This window comes from Nocardia iowensis, from assembly GCF_019222765.1.
Classification (GTDB): Bacteria; Actinomycetota; Actinomycetes; order Mycobacteriales; family Mycobacteriaceae; genus Nocardia; species Nocardia iowensis.
Window position 1 is genome coordinate 7,568,953 of sequence record NZ_CP078145.1, and the last position, 19,922, is coordinate 7,588,874.

A 19,922-nucleotide genomic window follows, 5' to 3' on the forward strand; every position below is an offset into this window, starting at 1 on the left:
CGCCTCGACCGATCACAGGTGAATGACGCTGCGATGTGACGGTTGACACAGCGGGTGAGGCGGTGACAAAGTTCATGTACAACCTTCTCATTGAGCTAGGGGTCAACGATGACCACGCCACTTCGCGCAACGACGCACGTCGCCGAGCCGTCGGACGATATCGACATCACCCAGTTCATCGATGGCATCGCCGGCCTACTCGCCGGCACCGCCAACGTCATCATGCAGCTCAGCAACCGCCCCGTCGGCTACGGCGTCGTGGAAAGCACCGTCGACAGCGGAAAAGTCATGCTGCACCCGGTCAAGCGGTTACGCACCACCGTCACCTATCTCGCCGTGGCCATGCTCGGCACCGACGCGGAGCGCGAGGACTACCGCGAAGCCGTCAATCGCTCGCACCGGCCGGTGCGTTCGACCTCGGCAAGTCCGGTGCGGTACAACGCATTCGACCCGAACCTCCAGCTGTGGGTGGCCGCGTGCCTCTACTGGGGCGCGAAGGACCTGTACGAGCGCATGCACGGCCCGATGGACGAGCCCACCGCCGACGCCTTCTACCGCTACAGCGCCCGCCTCGGCACCACACTGCAGGTGCGGCCGGACATGTGGCCCGTCGATCGGCAAGCCTTCGCCGCGTACTGGGACAAGAATCTGGCCACCACCACGATCGACCCGCCGATCCGCGACTACTTCGACGACCTGATCGATTTGAAGATGCTGCCCCGCCCGGTACAACTCACCTTCGGCCGCATGCACCGCTTCTTCGTCATCGGCTTGCTCCCCCAGCACCTCCGCGACCAAATGGGCTGCACGTGGACTGCGCGCGACGATCGCGCCCTCGACCGCATCATGCGCACCCTCGGCGCCACTCAGTCCCGGCTCCCCCGGCAGGCGCGCATGTTCCCGATCAACGCCTACCTGCTGGACCTGCGCATCCGCCGCCGCCTCGGGCTTCGCCTGGTCTGACAAACCGGTCCGGGCATTTCGCCGTCGAACAGTGTGATCTCGAAGGAGTCGGGCATTCCACCCGAAGGGGGCAGACCCAGGAGGAAACCATGGGCCGTCGGACTGTGGCGATCGTTGCCGCTGGGCTCTTTTTCGCCCTTACCCCGCCGAACGCAAGCGCCGAGACGAGCGATCCCGATGCGGTGCCACCACGTACCGCGATCTCGGTTCGCTCCGGCATGGGCTTCCATGGGAGCACCGCCAACGAGCACGAGTCACGCACCGCGCTCTCGCTGGTCAAGCTCTACCTCGCCGACTACACCCTGCGCCACGGCGACGGCTCCGACGCGGAGCGCGACCTGGCCGAGCGGATGATCCGCTATTCGGACGACGGAGCGGCGAGCGCCGTGGAAGCCAAATACCCGGACGCGACCGACACCATCGCGGCGGAATACCACCTCACCGCGACCGATAGCGGAGACAGTTGGGGCTTCGCCTTCACCAGCACCGCCGACGTCGCCGATTTCCTCATCGCCAAGCTGCGCACCGACCCCCGCTCACCCATCTTCGAATGGATGGCCGCCGCGGGCGCCACCGCTGCCGACGGCACCGAACAAGACTGGGGAACTGCCCGATTGCCGTACGTCCTCGGCACCAAATGGGGTTGGTCCGATGTCGGCGTGCCCGAGGTCGCCTCGGCGTCGTACGGCCGCGGCTTCGTGGTGGTCGCCCACACGCACGGGACCGCCGAAGAACAAACCGCCGACATCATGGCCGCGCTGCCGTACCTGGCGGACGATCTCGTCCCGTTCCCCTGAGCACCCTCATGGCACCCGAAACGACACCACCACGTGGTCTCTGGCGAATTGCCGGATCGCGGCGTCGTCGTGCAGCGGAATGACGGTCTGCGGCGTCAGCGCGAGCGACAGCGCGGTGCGAGCGATCATCTCGGCCAGCGGCTCCGGGTCGTAGGCGGGCAGCTTGCCTTCCTGCTGTAGCCGCGCGATGAATTCGGCCAGATAGTCCCGGCCGAGCTCGAGCACCGGCGCACCCTTGGTCGTGAGATAGGGCAGCACCAGCTCGGGTTCGGTGGCCAGTAGCCGGTGCAGCAGCTGGTTGTCCCGCAGGCCGGTGATGAACGCGGCGAACAGCTCGACGATCTGCGCCTCCGCGCTCGCGTCGCGATCGACCTGCCGCTGTAGGGCGGCGTCGACCTGCTCGACGAACTCGCGGGTCTGCCGCAGCCCGACCGCCTCGATCAGATCGGTCTTGCTCGCGAAGCGCCGATAGAGCGTGGCGAGCGAGAGTCCGCAGCGCCGGGCCACCTCGACCATGCTGGTGCGCTTGATGCCGAAGTCCAGGAACGCCAGCAGCGCGGCGTCGAGCACCCGTGCCTGATTGCCGTCCTCCGGGCCCGTGCTCCGCACCAACGGCAGCAATCTGCTCAGCTTCGCCATGTCTGCCAGCCTATCCGGTCGCCGAAACGATGACACAAAAAGCATTGCACAGCATCATTGACAGAGCATAGAGGCAATGAGAAGGTGAGATACAAATCTTCTCACCGCGTGCTCTCTGCGAGCGTCCGGAAACAGAAAGACGAGGTCGACGATGACCGCACCGCTGCGCGCCGCCACGCACGAGTCGGATCCGAGCCGGGCCGAGCTGTCCGCCGAGTCATTCACGCCGGAAACCATCCAGGAGTACATGGACGGCATCGCGGCTTTCCTCGGCGGCACCGCCAACGTCATCATGCAGCTGAGCCTGCGCCCGGTCGGCCGCGGCGTGCTGGAGAGCACCGTGGACAGCGGCAAGGTCACCTTGCATCCGGTCAAGCGGCTGCGCACCACGCTGACCTACATCGCGGTCGCCATGATGGGGTCAGACGAGGAATGCGCGGTCTACCGCGAAGCCGTCAACCACTCGCACCGGCCGGTTCGCTCCGGGCCGCAGAGCCCGGTCAAATACAACGCCTTCGACCCGAAATTGCAGCTTTGGGTGGCGGCCACGATCTACTGGGGCCTCGACGACCTGTACACCCGCATGCACGGTCCGCTGGATCCGGCGACCTCCGAGGCGCTCTACCAGTACAGCGCCCGGCTCGGCACCACCTTGCAGATGCGGCAGGAGATGTGGCCCGCCAGCCGCGCGGAGTTCCTGCCGTGGTGGGAGGAGAACCTCGCGCAGCACCGGATCGAGCCCGCCCTGCGCGACTACTTCGACGCCCTCATCGACCTCGAAATGATGCCGCGGCCAATCCAATTCACCTTCGCCAAGCTCCAGCGGTTCATCGTGGCGGGATTGCTGCCACAGCATGTCCGGGACGAGATGCGGATGACCTGGACCGAACGGGACCAGCGCCGATTCGACCGGCTGTTGCGGGGTATTTCCGTGGTACACACGCGGCTGCCCAAGCAGGCGCGGATGTTCCCGTTGAACGTCTACCTGTTCGATCTGCGCAGGCGGATGCGGCTGGGAAAGCCACTGGTGTAGGGACTTTCGGAGAAGGGACACCAGCGGACCGGTGGGCAGGGCACGCGCCCTGCCACTGCTTTACCTCAGGATTTGCTGACCAGTGCGCGCAGGAAGAAGGTGAGGTTGGCGGGCCGCTCCGCCAGCCGCCTGGTGAGGTAGCCGTACCACTGACTGCCGTAGGGCACATAGACACGCACCGCATACCCCGCCCCGACCAGCCGCAATTGCTCGGCCTCGCGGATGCCGTACAGCATTTGCAGCTCGAATCGGCCTGGGCCTCGACCGGTTTCGACCGCCAGGTCTTCGGCAGCGGCGATCGGCACCGGATCGTGCGAGGCCACCATCGGGTACCCCGCGCCGCGCAGCAGAATCTCCAGGCAACGCAGGTAGGAGTCGGTCACCTCGGCCGCACGCTGGAATGCGACCTCGTGCGGTTCGCGATAGGCGCCCTTGCACAACCGGATTCGCGATCCCGGACCGGACAACTCGCGACAGTCACGCTCCGTGCGCCGCAGATAGGACTGCACAACCGCACCGAGCCAAGGGAATTCACGGCGTAGCTCGCGGACCGTCGCCAGCGTGGCATCGGTTGTGGTGTGATCCTCAGCGTCGACGGTCACCCACACGTCGGCCTGCGCCGCCTTGGTGCACAGGATGCGCAGATTCTCGGTGGCGATCGCGGGACCGTCCACGGGCAGTGCTTGACCGAGGGCGGACAGCTTGACCGACACCTCGACCGGCGGGGCCTCGATCCCCGGTCGCGGGGACCGCTCCAGCGCCGCCAAATCATTGATCAGCGACAGGTATTCGGCCACCATCGCGTCGGCCTGCGCTCGGTCGGTGGTGTTCTCGCCGAGGAAGTCCACGCTGACCATCCGGCCACTGTCCAACAGTGTCTGCGCCACCCTGATGAGATCGTCCCTGGTCTCCCCGGCCACGAACCGCCGCACGATCTCGGCGGTCACCGGAATACCGGTGAGCACACGCTTCATTCGCGGCGACGCCGAGGCCGCGAGAATGAGCGGGCGCAGCGGATTCACGAGCTCATGTGGGGGTAGCGGTACTCGGTTGGTGGGACGAAGGTTTCCTTGATCGTGCGCGGCGCCACCCAGCGCAGCAGGTTCAGCGGCGAGCCCGCCTTGTCGTCGGTGCCCGAGGCGCGGGCGCCGCCGAACGGCTGCTGGCCGACCACCGCACCGGTCGGTTTATCGTTGACGTAGAAGTTGCCCGCCGCGAAGCGCAGTGCGGCGTCGGCCTGTTCGATCGCCTTGCGGTCCTGCGCGAAGACCGCGCCGGTCAGCGCGTACGGCGCCGCCGACTCGACCTCGGCCAATATCGCGGCGTACGAGCCCGGTTCGGAATCGTCGTAGACGTGCACCGACAGGATCGGTCCGAAATACTCGGTGCCGAAGGACTCGTCGTGCGGATCGTCGGCCAGCAGCACCGTCGGACGGACGAACCACCCTTCGCTGTCGTCACAGGCGCCGCCGACCGGGATGGTGAGCCCGGCAGCCCTGGCGCGACCGATCGCGGCGGCATTCTTGTCGAAGGCGCGCTGATCGATCAGTGCCCCACCGAAATTGGACAGGTCGGCCACGTCGCCATACTTCAGCTCGTCGGTGAGATGCAGAAAATCGTCGCCCATCTTGCGCCATACCGAACGCGCGATGTACGCGCGGGAGGCTGCCGAGCACTTCTGACCCTGATACTCGTAGGCGCCACGAATCAGTGCGGCCCGCAACGCATCCGGATCGGCCGACGGGTGCGCGACGATGAAGTCCTTGCCGCCGGTCTCCCCGACCAGTCGCGGATAGCCGTGGTACCGGCCGATATTCGCGCCCACCTGCTGCCACAGATACTGAAATGTCCTGGTGGAACCAGTGAAATGGATTCCGGCGAGCCGAGGATCTGCCAGCGCCACCTCCGACAGGGCCACGCCGTCACCGGTCACCATGTTGATCACACCCGGTGGCAGCCCGGCCGCCTCCAGCAGTCGCATGGTGTAGAACGCGGACAATGTCTGCGTCGGCGACGGCTTCCACACCACCGTGTTGCCCATCAGCGCGGGCGCGGTCGGCAAGTTCCCGGCGATCGCGGTGAAGTTGAACGGCGTGATCGCGTAGACGAACCCCTCCAACGGCCGATAGTCCAGCCGGTTCCACACCCCCGCACTCGACTCCGGCTGCTGCTGCAGGATCTGCCGCGCGAACGCCACATTGAATCGCCAGAAATCGACCAGCTCACACGGCGCGTCGATCTCGGCCTGCTGAGCCGATTTCGACTGCCCGAGCATGGTCGCCGCGGCCACCGTCTCCCGCCACGGCCCCGCCAGCAGATCAGCGGCCCGCAAGAAGATCGCCGCCCGCTCGTCGAACGGCAACGTCCGCCACCCGGCCGCCGCCGCCATCGCGGCATCAATCGCCCCCTGCGCCTCCGAATGCGTCGTGTCGGTATAGGTCCCCAGCACCTGCCGCCGCCGATGCGGCGCGACAATGTCGTGCCGCTCCCCGATCCCAGGCCGATGTTTCCCCCCGATCACCAGCGGCACATCCACAGTCTGCCCAGAAATCTCCGCCAGCTTCGCAACCAGCAGCTCCCGCTCCCGACTGCCCGGCCCATAAGAATGCACCGGCTCATTACTCGGAGTAGGAACAACCGTCACAGCGTCCATACCCCAGGCTAACGCTCCCCCGCCCCACCGCGCCCGTTGCCAGGCACGGGCCCCGTGCGCGTGTCGTAGCGGAGGAGGTCAGCGGGTGGTCAAGCGGTTGGCGGCGGTGGCGATGCGTTCGTCGGTGGCGGTGAGGGCGATGCGGACGTGCTCGGTGGCGGTGGGGCCGTAGAAGTCGCCGGGGGCGGCGAGGATGCCGCGGTCGGCGAGCCAGTCGAGGGTGGTGTGGCAGGGTTCGCCGCGGGTCGACCAGAGGTAGAGGCCTGCCTCGGAGTGGTCGATGCGGAAACCGGCTTCCAGCAGAGCTTTTCGGAGGACTTCGCGGCGGACCCGGTAGCGCTCGCGCTGTTGGGCTTCGTGTGCGTCGTCGCTGAGGGCGGCGGTCATGGCGGCCTGGATGGGGAAGGGCACCATCATGCCCGCGTGTTTGCGGACCTCGAGCAGTTCGGCGACGAGGGCGGGGTCGCCCGCGACGAAACCGGCGCGGTAGCTCGCGAGGTTGGAGGTCTTCGAAAGGGAGTGCACGGCAAGCAGGTTCGTGTGGTCACCGTCGCTGACCTCGGGGTCGAGGATGGAGACGGCTCGGCCGTCCCAGGTGAGGCCGAGGTAGCACTCGTCGGAGGCGACGATCACGTCGCGTTCGCGGGCGAACTCGACGACCTTGCGGAGGTGGTCGACGCCGAGCACGCGACCGGTCGGGTTCGACGGCGAGTTCACATAGATCAGCGCCGGTGTGCGCGGACCGAGCTGGGTCAACCCGTCGGCGCGCGCGACTTGCGCACCCGCCAGCAGCGCGCCGACCTGGTAGGTCGGGTAGGCGACCTCGGGGATGACGACCAGGTCGTCCGCGCCGAGGCCGAGCAGCCGGGGCAAACCGGCGATCAGTTCCTTGGTACCGATCGCGGGCAGCACCGCCGCCGGGTCCAGTCCGGTGATCCCGTAGCGCCGCTTCAGCGCGTCGACCGCGGCCGCGCGGAGTTCGGGCGTGCCGTGGGTGGCCGGGTAGCCGGGCACCGCGGACGCCGAACTCAACGCGGCGCGGATCAGCGGATCGACCGGGTCCACCGGGGTACCGACCGACAGATCGACGATCCCACCGGGATGTGTCGCGGCCTTCGCCTTCACCGAAGCGATGGTGTCCCAGGGGAAATCGGGGAGCAGACTGCTGACCCGGCCACGTGCGGACACGGCAGAGCTACTCACTCGCCATGGGAGGTAGTTCCTTGATGAACGGCGGGTCGTAGTCGACCTTGCCGACCTTCGTCGCACCGCCCGGCGAACCGAGTTCGTCGAAGAAGTCGACGTTGGCGTTCACGTATCCGCTCCACTGGTCCGGGGTGTCGTCTTCGTAGAAGATCGCCTCCACCGGACACACCGGCTCACATGCACCACAGTCCACGCATTCGTCGGGATGGATGTACAGCATGCGACCACCCTCGTAGATACAGTCCACGGGGCATTCTTCGATGCATGCCTTGTCCTTCACGTCAACGCACGGTTCAGCGATGATGTACGGCACTGCCGCTCTCCTAGTCTGTCCTCACCTTGCGGGGATAGTCCGCCCAGCGAAACCCTATCCGGACACCCCACGCTACTCCGGGTCAGCCTTGCCTAACTTCAGATGTTTCGTACGCCACTGAAGTAGTGCGAAACCATAGTCCGGACCTGCCTATTTCGAACCGTCCCACGTCTTTGCGGGTCCGACTCCATCCATTCGGAAGCTTCGCTGTCGGTCCGCCGGTTTCCCGGCATTCCGGACGAGGTCCACCGGGACCAGGCCTGCACCTTCCGTCACCCCGGCGGACGCCAGCCTACGCCGCTAGCCCACCGAAAGTGGTAGCGCCGAAACCTTGTGCCGCGGAACGCCGTACGTCGTGGTCCGTTCGCGTGCCGGACGTCCGATGCCCGCGGCGATGTCGACCAGTTCCGCGACGGTCTTCGCGGAACCGTGCTGCGAACCGGCCATTCGGGAGATGGTCTCCTCCATCAGCGTGCCGCCGACATCGTTGGCGCCGCTGTTGAGCATGACTCTGGTGCCGGTGGTGCCGAGCTTCACCCAGCTGGTCTGGATGTTCTCGATGCGGCCGTGCAGCATGATCCGGGCCAGCGCGTGCGCGGCCCGATTGTCCCGGTTGGTCGGGCCGGGTCGCGCGGCGCCCGCCAGGTACAGCGGCGCGCTCTGATGCACGAACGGCAACAGCACGAATTCGGTGAAACCGCCTGTCTCATCCTGGATTCCGCGCAGCACGCGCAGGTGTCCGACCCAGTGCTTCGGGTTGTCCACGTGGCCGTACATCATCGTCGAGCTGGAGCGCAGCCCCACCTGATGCGCGGTGGTGATCACCTCGATCCACGCGGAAGTCGGCAGCTTGCCCTTGGTGAGCACCCAGCGCACCTCGTCGTCGAGGATCTCCGCGGCCGTGCCGGGGATGGTGTCCAGGCCCGCTTCCTTCAGCGCCACCAGCCAGTCACGAATGCTTTCGCCGCCACGGGAGGCGCCGTTGACGATCTCCATCGGACTGAAGGCGTGCACGTGCATGGACGGCACCCGCTGTTTCACCGCCCGCACGATGTCGGCGTAGCCGGTGACCGGCAGGTCGGGATCGATGCCGCCCTGCATGCAGACCTCGGTGGCGCCGTCGACGTGCGCCTCCCAGGCCCGGTCGGCGACCTCGTCCATGCTCAGCGTGAACGCGTCGGCGTCGCCCTTGCGCTGGGCGAACGCGCAGAAGCGGCAGCCGGTGTAGCAGATGTTGGTGAAGTTGATGTTCCGGTTCACCACGTAGGTGACGTCGTCACCGACGGCGTCGCGGCGCAGCTGATCGGCCAGCGCGGCCACCGCCTCCAGGTTCGCGCCGTCGGCCGTGGCCAGGGCCAGGTATTCGGCGTCGGTGAGCCCGGCCGGGTCGCGCTCGGCCGCCCGCAACGCGGCGAGGACATCGGAGTCGAGCCGTTCCGGCGCCACAACGGCCAGGTCGCGGGCTTGTTCCCGAATGGTGTCCCAGTCCCCGAAGGCACCGACCACGTCCTGCCCCAGCGCGGAATCGCTGCGGCTCTCGGTGTTGCGCCCCTCGGTGTCGATCGAGGTGTTGAGGTCGACGCGGCCCGCGGATTCCCAGGACTGGTCCGGTTCCTGCCAGGGCAGGCCGACCGGCATCGCATCCGGGTTCGCCAATCCGGTGACCGGATCGCTGAGCGCGGCGACGTGCGCGCCGATTCGCGGATCGATCCACGGGCTGCCCGCCCGCACGTACTTCGGGTGCGCGGATGTCCGCTCGACCAGCTGATATCCGGACGCCTCTGTGATCTCGCGCAGCGTGTCCAGATTCGGCCACGGCCGTTCCGGGTTCACGTGGTCCGGCGTCACCGGCGACACGCCACCCCAGTCATCGATGCCCGCATCGATCAACGCCCGGCATTCCTCGTGCGACACCAGATTCGGCGGCGCCTGCACCGGCACATCCGGGCCGAGCAGCAGCCTGGTCACCGCGATGGTGGCCAGGAACTCCTCGATACCCGCGTCCGGGACATCGCGCATCGCGGTGTCGTTCTTGGCCCGGAAGTTCTGGATGATCACTTCCTGGATATGCCCGAAAGCCTTGTGCTGCTTGCGAATCGCCATGATGGACTCGGCGCGCTCATGCAGCGTCTCACCGATGCCGACCAGGATGCCGGTGGTGTACGGCACCGAGAGCCGGCCCGCGTCGGTGATGGCGCGCAGCCGGACCGCCGGGTCCTTGTCCGGGCTGCCGTAGTGGCAGTTGCCCTTGTCGGTGAACAGCCGGGCGGCGGTGGTCTCCAGCATCATGCCCATCGACTGCGCGACCGGCTTGAGCCGGGAGATCTCCTCCCACGACATCACACCCGGATTCAGGTGCGGCAGCAGCCCGGTCTCCTCCAGCACCATGATCGAGACGGCACGCAGATAGTCCAGGGTGGAGTCGTAACCGCGCTCGTCGAGCCACTGCGCGGCCTCCGGCCAGCGGTCCTCGGGACGGTCGCCGAGGGTGAACAGCGCCTCCTTGCAACCCAGCGCGGCGCCGCGACGGGCGATGTCGAGCACCTCGTCGGGTTCGAGGAACATGCCCTTGCCCTCGGCGCGCAGCTTGCCCGGCACGGTGACGAAGGTGCAGTAGTGGCACTTGTCACGACACAGCCGGGTCAGCGGGATGAAGACATTGCGCGAGTAGCTGATGGTTTTGGGGCGGCCCGCCGACTCCAGGCCCGCATCACGCACCCGGGCGGCGCTGTGGCTCAGATCGACCAGGTCGTCGCCGGTCGCGTGCAACAGCACCGCGGCCTCGTCCACGTTCAACGTGACACCGTCGCGGGCTCGTCGCAGCGCCCGGCGCATGGCCGATGGGGAAGGCGCTGCGGACGGGACACTCGGGTTCGGTAGCTCGGTCACGCCTTCGATCATGCGCTACACATCCTGAACTGTCTCCCTCCACTGCTGATGAGTGAGCGTAGTGACCAGCACCCACCGGGCGCGGGACCCGCACTCACCACGGGGCCCGTGACAGCGAGGCACCATGTGAGCGTTGACAACTGCGTGCAGCCCGGGCGTATTCCATCGGTCCGCGCCGCGCCGCACACAATCGGCGCGACCACGGGCCGGACTTCATGGAACCATGACAGGCATGTCACAGCCGCGCACGATCATGGCCGACCCCGCCTGGCGTCCCAGTCCGAAGGCCAAACTCCTGTGGACCGTGCAGGGCGCACTGGTCTGGGTGGCTCCGTTCGCGGCGCTGATCGTCTGGGTGCTGCTCGACTCCGGGCATCGGGGCTGGCAGCTCGTGGTGTTCCTGGTGGCGCTGGTCCTCGCCGTGCTGAATATCGGGGTGGTGCCGTGGTGGCGGTACGCGGTGCACCGGTGGGAGGTCACCGACGAGGCCGTGTATACCCGGGTCGGCTGGTTCACCCAGGAGAGCCGGGTGGCGCCGATCTCGCGGGTGCAGACCGTTGACACCGAGCGCGGTCCGCTGGAGCGGCTGCTCGGGCTGGCCACCGTGACGGTGACCACCGCCTCGTCCGCGGGTGCGGTGCAGATCTCCGCGCTCGATCTGCCGGTGGCCGAGCAGACGGTGACCCGGCTGACCCGGATCGCCGCGCAGCATCGGGGGGACGCGACGTGACGATGGAGCCACTCCCGGCGGCGACCGATCAGCCATGGTCGCGGCTGGACAAGCGAATGCTGTTGGTGCATCCGGTCACCGAGGTGGTGAAGTTCATCCCCGTGCTGATCGGGTCGGTGATCCTCGGCACCAGCAGCGGCAATCACGTGTGGAGCGTCATCCCGCTGGCGTTGATCGTCGGGTTCGCGCTCACTCGCTGGTTCACCACCACCTATCGGGTGGGGCCGACCCATGTCGAACTACGCACCGGGCTGATTCAGCGCAAGAAGCTGTCGGTGCCGCGGTCGCGGATCCGGTCGGTGGACATCGAAGCCGACGTGCTGCACCGGCTGCTCGGGCTCGCGGTGCTTGCCATCGGCACCGGGCAGCAAGCGGATTCGGGTGAACAGTTCAAATTGGACGCGCTCGACGCGCGACTGGTACCCGAACTGCGCGCCGCTCTGCTCGCCCACACCTCGGGTACACCGCAAAGCGTTGCCGGACAAACAGTTTCGGAGGTCGATCCGACCGGCACAGGCACTGCCGATAGCCCCGAGCAGCCGCCATCCCGGGAGATCGCGCATTGGAACCCGAGCTGGGTTCGTTACGCACCACTGTCTCTGACGGGTTTCGCGATCGTCGCGCCGATCGTCGGTCTGGCGTTCCAATACGGCGTCGGCCAGGTGCTGTTCCGTTCGAATGCGGTGCAATGGGTGGAGAACGGTGGCGCGGTACTCATCGCCGTCGGCGCCATCGCCTTGGTCCTGGTGATCGTGCTGGTGGTCAGCCTGGCCGCCTGCGCCCGTTATCTGACAACGTATTTCGGACTGCGCGTCCTCGATGACGGCCGGACGCTGCATCTGCGCCACGGCTTGTTCACCACCCGCCAGATCACCCTGGATCTGGCTCGCTTTCGCGGCGCGACGGTGAACGAGCCGCTGTTGCTCCGGCTGGCCGGTGCCGCCGAACTCGAAGCCATCATGACCGGCGAGAACCCGCGCCAGAAGATCCTGCCCCAGGCGCCACGCACCGCCATCGAGCACACGCTGAGCCACCTGCTCGCGCCGAATGAGTTCCAGGACAAGGTCGATGCCTTGCTGGACAAGGCAGACCCGCACGTCGCGGGACCGACCCCGGGCAGCGCACCGCTGCGCACCCACGGACCGGTCGCCCGTCGCAGGCGCCACACCCGAACCCTCGTACCCATCGCCGTGGCCGCGCTCGTCATGCTCGCCTTTTCCCTTGCCGGAGCGGACTTTTCGCCGTGGTGGTGGGCCGTGCCCGTGCTGCTGGTTCCGATCGCGATCGCGCTGGCCGAAGACCGCTATCGCGGCCTCGGCCACACCGTCCTTCCCGAAACCACTACCAGCCCAACCTGGCTCATCACCCGATCCGGCTCACTGGACCGCGACCGCGACTGCTTGGAAGCCCCCGGCGTGATCGGCTGGACCGTCCGGCAGACCTTCTTCCAACGCCGCGCGGGCGTCGCCACCCTGATCGCGGCCACTGCCGCGGGCAAGAAGCGCTACGTCGTCCTCGACATCGCACTCGACCAAGCCTGGTCACTCATCGAAGCAACCACCCCCGGCCTGCTCGGCACCGCTCAGGCGGCTGAGCGCGGGTAGGCCCGCGCCCCCAAAATCAGGGGGTCACCGACGCGCGGGGGATTCGTTACGATATGGGCGCTCGGGGCGGGATTCGGGGCGCTGGAGGGGATTCGATGGCTACATTCGCGGAGCTTCGCGACGCCAAACCAGATTTATGGCAATCGGCGGCGGATGACTTGCTTGCGATATCCAAGCAGACAGAGCGAACCGCGGACAATATTCATGCCAACGGAGTAAAGCCGCTGGAGGACAGTTGGCCGGATAAGACCGGGAGTCTGGCCCGGGGCGTGTTGACCAGGGTCGCCAACCGAATGGTGAATGCGAGCATCATGTCCCGCGGTGCGATGTCGGCGCTGGATGTATTGCAGGATGCCGTCGCTATCGCCCAGCGCCAACTGAGCGCCGCCGTGAACTACGCCACCGCCGCCCAGCTTTCCGTGGACGCGAACGGCCGAGTCGTCATTCCGCCGGACATACCGTTCGAGCCCTCGCTCTACATTTCGCAAATGAACGCGCAGCGGATGATCGACGACGCCATCGAAGCGGCGACGCAGGCCGATCAAGCGTGCGTCGAGGCCATCGCCGCGGTATCGGTCGACCCCGACGATGTCACCAAAGCGCAGGCGCAGGCCCATCAGAGCACCGCGGTGCACAAGGCACTGGAGGCGCTGCGTAACACGCTGCCGGACGGCCTGAGCCCGATGCAGGTCAGGGAGTGGTGGCAGTCGTTGACGCCCCAGCAACAAAAGGACCTGATGCGCGCGGTGCCGGTCGAACTCGCCAAACTGGATGGGATACCCGAGGACGTGAAGAAGAGCCTTCGCGACGACGGCCGCGGTTATGACCCGGTGAATGCGGTCAGCTGGGCATTGGCGCATGCCAACGATACCGGCATCGATGTGTTCAACAACAACTGCGCGAACTTCGCCTCGCATGCGCTCCGAGCCGGCGGGCTGAAGGACAAGATGGATTTCTGGAGCTGGGGCACCCTCGACAGCGACAACTGGGGCACCTCGCCGGCCGGAGATGTGGGCGTTCCATTTATCGAAGGAAAGACACACACCGAGAGCTGGTACAACTCCGACTCGCAGCGAAAATTCTTCTTGGAGAACGGCGGCACCCAGGTTTCGGTGTCCGATGCGCGGCCAGGCGACATCGTCTACTTCGATTACAACGACGGGCCGGGCGGCCACCCCGACGGCGTGAGTCACCACACCGCGATCGTGACGGCGGTTATGCCCGACGGTGAGGTGCTGTATACACAGCACACACCGGGTGCATCGAATCAAAGTCTGCAAAACCGGTTGCCCATGGTCGAGCAGGGCGAAGGGCGCCAGAACATTACCGTCGTACGGCCGAAGGAAACTTGGTGACGATCGCCTGGCATCGCGAAGCCGCCGTCAGTGGCATCGGCGCCGCTGGTGTCGGTGCGCTGGCAATAGCCGTTGTCGCGCTGTGGATTCGGCACGACAGGCGGCAAGCCTGGCAGGACTCGATCGTCGCCGCCGGATGCCGCGTCGTCGCGCCGCTACCGGACGTTTCGGTGCCGACCACTCTCGCCGCCGTGGCGAGCGCGGTCGCGTTCGGCTGTCTTGCGTTCCACTCTCGATTTCTGATGCGCGGTGAATACCGGTGGCGGCGGTTGCGAGCAGCGCTGGGAACTGCGCTCGCCGTAGCCGCTATCAGCTTCTTCGCGATCGGACTCTTCTTGGTGACGTCTACGCCGAGCGACCCCTACCTGGGGTTGGACGGCAGCGGACTGCCCTGCGGTAGTGGTTGACCTTCTGGGAGGGGAGATTCTGATCATGAGCGGTGACGAGATCGTCATCAAGCCGGAGCACGTGCACTCCTCGGGTGGCGCGATAGAGACCGAAGCGCGCGAGGCGCGTGCGGCCCTGGGCCCGCTGTTCGACTCGGCGCAACCGGCCGCCGATGGCAACAAGGGCTTTGCCACCGGACCCAAGCTGGTGGCCTACGCCAATTCGATGAAGGCTGAGGTGGAAGGCACGATCAACGAGTTCGCCACCACCGCACAGCAGATCGTCGCGGCCGCTCAGTCGATGCAGGCCATGGACGTCGACAATGCGACCGGTGTCAGCCGCATCGCGACCGCGCTCAATGGTCTTGGCCAACCGCCGCCGCGGTAGGGGCACTCAACGTCTGCTGAACAACCCGGAATTCACCCGCACATAGATGTACACCAACGGCGGCACCAATCCGCCGAACAGCAAAAGCACTGTGCGCCAATCACTGGCCAGCATGATGTCGCCGCCGGGCCCGGTGCTCGCGCAGATCAGGAAGCCGAAAGTCCAAGCAGCCAACGGCAAGAACATCACCGCGACGCGCTGGGAGACGGCACGCACCCCTAGCATGAGCAAGAGGTTCACCACCCCGGCCAGCAGTCCCGCCAAGGGGAACGCGGTGCCGCCGAGGTAGGTCGGAAGATACAGGACTTCCAGCGCGAGGGTGATGAAGGCGTCGATCACCAGGATCACCAGAATGAGCGGGCCCAGCGCGGCCGATGCGGACGGCGAATCACCGTAGGTGGATGCCACGGGTGCGTGGTCGTCGACGGCGGCCCTCACGGCACCGGCGGGAAGCCGAGGAGGGTCAGCAGGTGACTCTGCATATCGACGAACCCGTACAGCACCCTCAGGTACAGCTCGTGTTGCGCCTGCCAGTTCGGCTTCATGCTGTCGACGAACGCGACAATCGCGTCCTGGACCGACCAGTTGTACATGGCAGCGAGTCTATTCCGGCGCTGCCGCGGACGGGACTCGCATGATCACTTCTCCCCGTCCATCGGGATGTTGGCGACCACCGGGAACTCACCTGTGTAGCCCATCCGTTGCTCAGCGATGGCCAGCACTCGCTTACGCGCCGCGAGCCAGCCGACGATCAGCATCGGAATGATCACCGCCAGCGAGGCGACAGTCCAGGTGCCCACCGGATAGTCGAAGCCGGTCAACACCACCACGAAGAACAGGAACACCAAGGTGAGCAGCCCGGTGTAGGGCGCACCGAACATCCGGAAGGACGGCCGCTCCACCTTGCCCTGCTGGGACCAGCGCCACAGCTGCAATTGGCACAGCACGATGGTGGCCCAGGAGGCGACGATGCCGAGCGAGGCCATGTTCAGCACGATCTCGAACGCCCGGTCCGGCACCACGCCGTTCAGCGCGATGCCGACCAGCGCGATCAGGCTGGTCAACAAGATGCCGCCGTAGGGAACGCCGTTGCGGCCCATCACGCCGGTGAACTTCGGCGCGCTGCCGTTCATCGACATGGACCGCAAGATGCGCCCGGTGGAGTACAGCCCGGCGTTGAGGCTGGAGAACGCCGCGGTGAGCACGACCAGGTTCATCACGCTGCCGATGCCGGGCACGCCGAGCATGGTGAAGAAGGTGACGAACGGGCTTTCCTTGGCGGTGTACGCGGTGTAGGGCAGCAGCAGGCCGAGCAGCACCAGCGAGCCGACGTAGAAGATCGCGATGCGGGCGATCACCGAGTTGATGGCGCGCGGCATGATCTTGGCCGGGTTCTCCGTCTCGCCCGCCGCCGTGCCGACCAGTTCGACCGCGGCGTACGCGAACACAACCCCGGAGACCACGACGACCAGCGGAAGCACCCCGGTCGGGAACAGTCCGCCGTTGTCGGCGATGACGGCGGGCCCGGTCGGGTGGCCCTGCACGGTGAATCGGCCGATGAGGAAGATCGTGCCGATGATCAGGAACGCGCTCAGCGCGAACACCTTCACCAGCGCGGCCCAGAACTCCATCTCGCCGAACCACTTCACCGAGATCAGGTTGATGCTGAGCACCAGGAGCAGCGCGATGAGCGCGAGCAACCACTGCGGGATGCTGCTGAACCCGGACCAGTAGTGGAAGTACTGCGCGATCGCGGTGGTGTCGGCGATGCCGGTCATCGACCAGTTGAGGAAATACATCCACCCGGCCACGAACGCGGCCTTCTCGCCGAAGAACTCACGCGCGTAGGAGACGAATGATCCGGACGAGGGCCGGTGCAGCACGAGCTCACCGAGTGCACGCAGGATGAGGAACGCGAAGAAGCCGCAGACACCGTAAACGAGGAACAACCCTGGTCCCGCGTTGGCGAGTCGGCCGCCCGCACCCAGGAACAGACCGGTGCCGATGGCGCCGCCGATGGCGATCATCTGCAGTTGTCGCGGTTTGAGGCTCTTGTGGTAACCCTCGTCTTCGATGCTTAGGTGAGCCTTGTCGCCGACCGCTGTCATGAACCGCTTCGCCCTCCACATCGATGAATTCGAGATCACGGGAACGGTACCCGGCGTACATTATCGAGGCGACAGCAACCCTCAGGCTACGCATATCCGCAGCTCAGGCGGTGCTCAGACAACATTCGGAGTTAAACCTCGAATGCGACAGGAAGTGCGGAACGCAACCGCCGCCATTGAATAGAAGTTCGTTATTCCAGGCCCGCGAAGAGATCATGTTCGCGGCCATCCGGCCCGACCGGCCCCCGGCGGCCCCGCACGAGCACGTAACACTCGGCCGGGAGTACCGGTTGAGCAACTTTGTTGGACAACGCGAATTCGCGCCCCGACGGCGCCACCGTGACCTGGGTGGCGTGCGCGCGCAATGCGGCACGCTTGGCGGCGAGCGCGTCGGAGACGTCGATGGTGGTCGTCACGGTGTGGCTCGGCACGCTCGCGAGCTCGCCCTCGATGGGCAGGCGCCAGCCGGGCGGCAACCTGCCCGGCAGGCCGTCCACCGTGCGCTTGGCCAGCGCGGCCGTGTGCTGTCGCAGGATGTCCGCATCGGTGACGGTCCAGTAGAACTTCGGCGTGTCCCAGCCCCGCTCGGCGGCGGAACGCACTGCGGCCGTGGTGATCTGGTGTGCCCGGATGTGGTCGGGGTGGCCGTAGCCGCCGTTCGGGTCGTAGCTGACGACCACACGCGGCCGGAGTTCGAGGATCACCTCGGTCAGCGCGTCCACCGCCGCGTCGCCCGATCGCACGAACACCCGCGGCTTCTCCGCCGCCGGGGTGCCGGCCATGCCGGAGTCACGCCAGCGGCCCGCGCCGCCGAGGAAGCGCGGGGGCGCGGCGTCCAACGCCGCCAGTGCCCTGGTCAGTTCGAGAATGCGGTAGCCGCCGAGTTGATCGGCGTGGTCGGCGGTGAGCTGCGCCCATTCGTCACCGATCACCTCGCCCTCTTCGCCGAGGGTGCAGGTCACCACGGTGACCGGCACGCCGCGCCTGCGGTAGTGCGCGATCGTGCCGCCGGTGGTGATGGATTCGTCGTCCGGGTGCGCGTGCACCAGCAGCAGACCGCCGGTCATTGGATCTTTCGCCACTGTCCGGCGTCCCCGAAGATGCCGACCTGGATGCTGCCGCTCAGCGACGCGCCGTCCACCCGGGGACCGGCCGCGGCGACGACGTTGTCCTGCACGATCGGCAGCACCGTGGCCAACTCCCACAGCTTGGGCTCGGCCTCGGCGAGTACCCGGCCGGTCTCGATGCCGCGCAGCGCCTCATCTATCGGGAGTTGCAGCGTTGGGTCGCACACTCCGGACAGGTTGGCAGGCGCGCGGCGCACCGGATCCGTGCTCGGCTGCGAGGTACCGGCGGTGCCCGTATTGGTTTCCGGCGGCGGGCAACCGTAGCGGGAGGCGAGCACGATGGCCGGATCGGCGCCGGCCCGCTCCCAGCCGACGATCGCGTCGATCGTTCCCTCGACCAGCTCGCGGCCGTAGAGCTCGTCGGCGGAGATGCCACGCACCGTGGCATCGATTCCGGCACTGCGCAATTGGTCCGCGGCGGTATCGGCAACCGCGATGGCGGTGGTGTCGCCCTCCACCGCGCCGATCCGAATCGTCAGGGACTTACCGTTTTTCGCGACCGGACGCGGGGTCGGCGCTGGCGAGGTCGGCGAATTGACCGGCGGCGGTTCCGGCGCGCGGCCATAGCCCGCCTCGGCCAGCAGCGCGAAGGCCTCCTCGGCGGGCAGCCGGGGTGGCGCGGTCGGCGCGTAGCCCGGATCGGACGGCGAAAGTATTTGGGCGCGAACCGGATCCACCCAGCCGCCGGTCTGCGCGCCGACCGTCGCCAGCAGTGCTGGGTCGAGTAGCGCGAGCACCGCGCGCCGGACCCGGATATCACTCACCGGCCCGGTCCGCCCGTTGAGCGCGAGCTGCAACACCCGTGACTGCGGCATGATCGCGGTGCGCACCGACGGAATGGCGGCCAGTTGCGCCTGCGTCGCGACCCCACCGTGCACCAAGGTCATCTGAGCGTCGTTGGTGCGCAACGATTCCGCCAGTTGCGCGGGAGTTCCGCCGCGCCGCAGCAGGATCTCGTCCGGCGCGGCCGGGGTGCCCCAGAAGCGGGCGTTGCGCTCCAGCAGGATTTCCTCGCGGCCGCGGTCGACGTTCTTGATCGCGAATTGCGCGCCGGACACCCGGATTCGCTTGACCCAGCCGTCCTGGAACCCGCCGGGCGAGTCCTTCATCAGGTGCGAGGGCAGCAGGTTGGCGAACAGCTGCCGCCACGCCGGGAACGGCTCGCGCATCGTCACCGTCACCACCTTGCCGCCGCCCGCGGAACCGATATCGGTGATCAGCCGGTACCCGGCCGAGTCGACAACACCGGGCTGCGAAATCATCTGCTGCCAGAGGAATTGGAAGTCTTCCGCGGCGATCGGCGCACCGTCGGACCAGTTCGCCTCGTTGCGCAGCGTGTAGGTGATGGTGAACGGCTCCTGCGCGGTGACATCGGCCGTGGCGATCAACGAGGTGTCCGGCACCCAGTCGGTGGCGCCGGGCGCCACCGGGCTCGGCACCGGCCGGAACGGGCTCGGCAGCACCATCGAACTCAACGCCGCGGTGGCCGGCGACTGATCCGAACGCAGGTGCGGATTGAAGCCGATGCCGATGGTGTCGATCGCGACGACGACGGTGCTCTTGCCCGGCTTGGCCTGCGTGGTCTTCGGGCTGTCGGTGCTCTCGATCGGCGGTGGCGGGTTCGCCGTGCAACCGGCGAACACCGTCAACGACGCCGTAACGATGATCAGCAACGTGCGCCAGGTGGCGCTTCGACTTGCCCCCGAGCTCACGGTGCGCACTCTACCGCGA

19 protein-coding genes are annotated in these 19,922 nt (G+C 66.9%); 8 read left to right on the top strand and 11 right to left on the bottom strand.

From position 1 onward, the window contains the following. Positions 1–108 precede the first annotated feature (108 nt). Together KV110_RS34895 and KV110_RS34900 are read left to right on the top strand one after the other, a co-directional pair. The gene (locus tag KV110_RS34895) at positions 109–963 is read left to right on the top strand and encodes an oxygenase MpaB family protein (protein WP_218471396.1); all 855 of its coding nucleotides are present in this window, start codon (positions 109–111) and stop codon (positions 961–963) included. An 89-nt stretch (positions 964–1,052) separates the two neighbouring features. Then, on the top strand, positions 1,053–1,760 hold the full coding sequence (locus tag KV110_RS34900) for a hypothetical protein (RefSeq protein WP_246634166.1): 708 nt from the start codon (positions 1,053–1,055) through the stop codon (positions 1,758–1,760). Positions 1,761–1,766: 6 nt separating this feature from the next. Here KV110_RS34900 and KV110_RS34905 read toward each other — a convergent pair whose 3' ends face one another. Next, positions 1,767–2,399 carry a TetR/AcrR family transcriptional regulator gene (locus KV110_RS34905; protein WP_218471397.1) on the bottom strand — a complete coding sequence of 211 codons (633 nt, stop codon included), beginning with the start codon at positions 2,397–2,399 and terminating at the stop codon, positions 1,767–1,769. Positions 2,400–2,550: 151 nt separating this feature from the next. On the opposite strand from KV110_RS34905, the gene KV110_RS34910 reads away from it, so the two are divergent. Next, positions 2,551–3,432 carry an oxygenase MpaB family protein gene (locus KV110_RS34910; RefSeq protein WP_218471398.1) on the top strand — a complete coding sequence of 294 codons (882 nt, stop codon included), beginning with the start codon at positions 2,551–2,553 and terminating at the stop codon, positions 3,430–3,432. A 65-nt stretch (positions 3,433–3,497) separates the two neighbouring features. Here the strand turns inward: KV110_RS34910 and KV110_RS34915 are convergent, their stop codons facing one another. From KV110_RS34915 to KV110_RS34935, 5 genes are all read right to left on the bottom strand, one after another. Next, entirely contained in the window at positions 3,498–4,406 is a 909-nt protein-coding gene (locus KV110_RS34915; RefSeq protein ID WP_218471399.1) for a proline dehydrogenase family protein, read from the bottom strand. Positions 4,407–4,450: 44 nt separating this feature from the next. Then, positions 4,451–6,085, bottom strand: a complete 1,635-nt coding sequence (gene pruA, locus KV110_RS34920) for an L-glutamate gamma-semialdehyde dehydrogenase (RefSeq protein ID WP_218471400.1) — start codon at positions 6,083–6,085, stop codon at positions 4,451–4,453. Between the two features lie 78 nt (positions 6,086–6,163). Then, a complete protein-coding gene (gene dapC / locus KV110_RS34925) occupies positions 6,164–7,273 on the bottom strand; it encodes a succinyldiaminopimelate transaminase (RefSeq protein ID WP_218471401.1) in 1,110 nt (369 codons plus the stop codon). Positions 7,274–7,280: 7 nt separating this feature from the next. After that, entirely contained in the window at positions 7,281–7,604 is a 324-nt protein-coding gene (gene fdxA, locus KV110_RS34930) for a ferredoxin (RefSeq protein ID WP_014987978.1), read from the bottom strand. Between the two features lie 300 nt (positions 7,605–7,904). Continuing rightward, positions 7,905–10,505, bottom strand: a complete 2,601-nt coding sequence (locus KV110_RS34935; protein WP_218471402.1) for a bifunctional FO biosynthesis protein CofGH — start codon at positions 10,503–10,505, stop codon at positions 7,905–7,907. A gap of 220 nt (positions 10,506–10,725) precedes the next feature. Between KV110_RS34935 and KV110_RS34940 the strand changes: the two genes are divergently transcribed. From KV110_RS34940 to KV110_RS34960, 5 genes are all read left to right on the top strand, one after another. Further along, complete coding sequence (locus tag KV110_RS34940) at positions 10,726–11,223, top strand: PH domain-containing protein (RefSeq protein ID WP_218471403.1); 498 nt, start codon at positions 10,726–10,728, stop codon at positions 11,221–11,223. 2 nt (positions 11,224–11,225) lie between these two features. Continuing rightward, positions 11,226–12,827, top strand: coding sequence for a PH domain-containing protein (locus KV110_RS34945; protein ID WP_218479280.1), 1,602 nt, complete (start codon positions 11,226–11,228; stop codon positions 12,825–12,827). 95 nt (positions 12,828–12,922) lie between these two features. Continuing rightward, positions 12,923–14,182: an amidase domain-containing protein gene (locus tag KV110_RS34950; RefSeq protein ID WP_218471404.1), complete on the top strand. Its 1,260-nt coding sequence runs from the start codon at positions 12,923–12,925 to the stop codon at positions 14,180–14,182. Then, complete coding sequence (locus KV110_RS34955) at positions 14,179–14,589, top strand: hypothetical protein (protein ID WP_218471405.1); 411 nt, start codon at positions 14,179–14,181, stop codon at positions 14,587–14,589. The genes KV110_RS34950 and KV110_RS34955 overlap by 4 nt, the downstream gene beginning before the upstream one ends. A gap of 25 nt (positions 14,590–14,614) precedes the next feature. After that, positions 14,615–14,956: a hypothetical protein gene (locus tag KV110_RS34960; RefSeq protein ID WP_218471406.1), complete on the top strand. Its 342-nt coding sequence runs from the start codon at positions 14,615–14,617 to the stop codon at positions 14,954–14,956. 6 nt (positions 14,957–14,962) lie between these two features. Here the strand turns inward: KV110_RS34960 and KV110_RS34965 are convergent, their stop codons facing one another. The 5 genes from KV110_RS34965 to KV110_RS34985 form a co-directional block, all read right to left on the bottom strand. Next, positions 14,963–15,364 carry a hypothetical protein gene (locus KV110_RS34965; protein WP_246634167.1) on the bottom strand — a complete coding sequence of 134 codons (402 nt, stop codon included), beginning with the start codon at positions 15,362–15,364 and terminating at the stop codon, positions 14,963–14,965. A 26-nt stretch (positions 15,365–15,390) separates the two neighbouring features. After that, positions 15,391–15,549 (bottom strand): hypothetical protein, encoded by a 159-nt coding sequence (locus KV110_RS34970; protein ID WP_218471408.1) that lies wholly within the window; start codon positions 15,547–15,549, stop codon positions 15,391–15,393. 45 nt (positions 15,550–15,594) lie between these two features. Then, entirely contained in the window at positions 15,595–17,064 is a 1,470-nt protein-coding gene (locus KV110_RS34975) for an amino acid permease (protein WP_218471409.1), read from the bottom strand. 191 nt (positions 17,065–17,255) lie between these two features. Further along, on the bottom strand, positions 17,256–18,131 hold the full coding sequence (gene mshB, locus KV110_RS34980; RefSeq protein WP_218479282.1) for an N-acetyl-1-D-myo-inositol-2-amino-2-deoxy-alpha-D-glucopyranoside deacetylase: 876 nt from the start codon (positions 18,129–18,131) through the stop codon (positions 17,256–17,258). Then, positions 18,128–19,912: an ABC transporter family substrate-binding protein gene (locus KV110_RS34985; RefSeq protein WP_218471410.1), complete on the bottom strand. Its 1,785-nt coding sequence runs from the start codon at positions 19,910–19,912 to the stop codon at positions 18,128–18,130. The genes mshB and KV110_RS34985 overlap by 4 nt, the downstream gene beginning before the upstream one ends. Positions 19,913–19,922 lie beyond the last annotated feature (10 nt).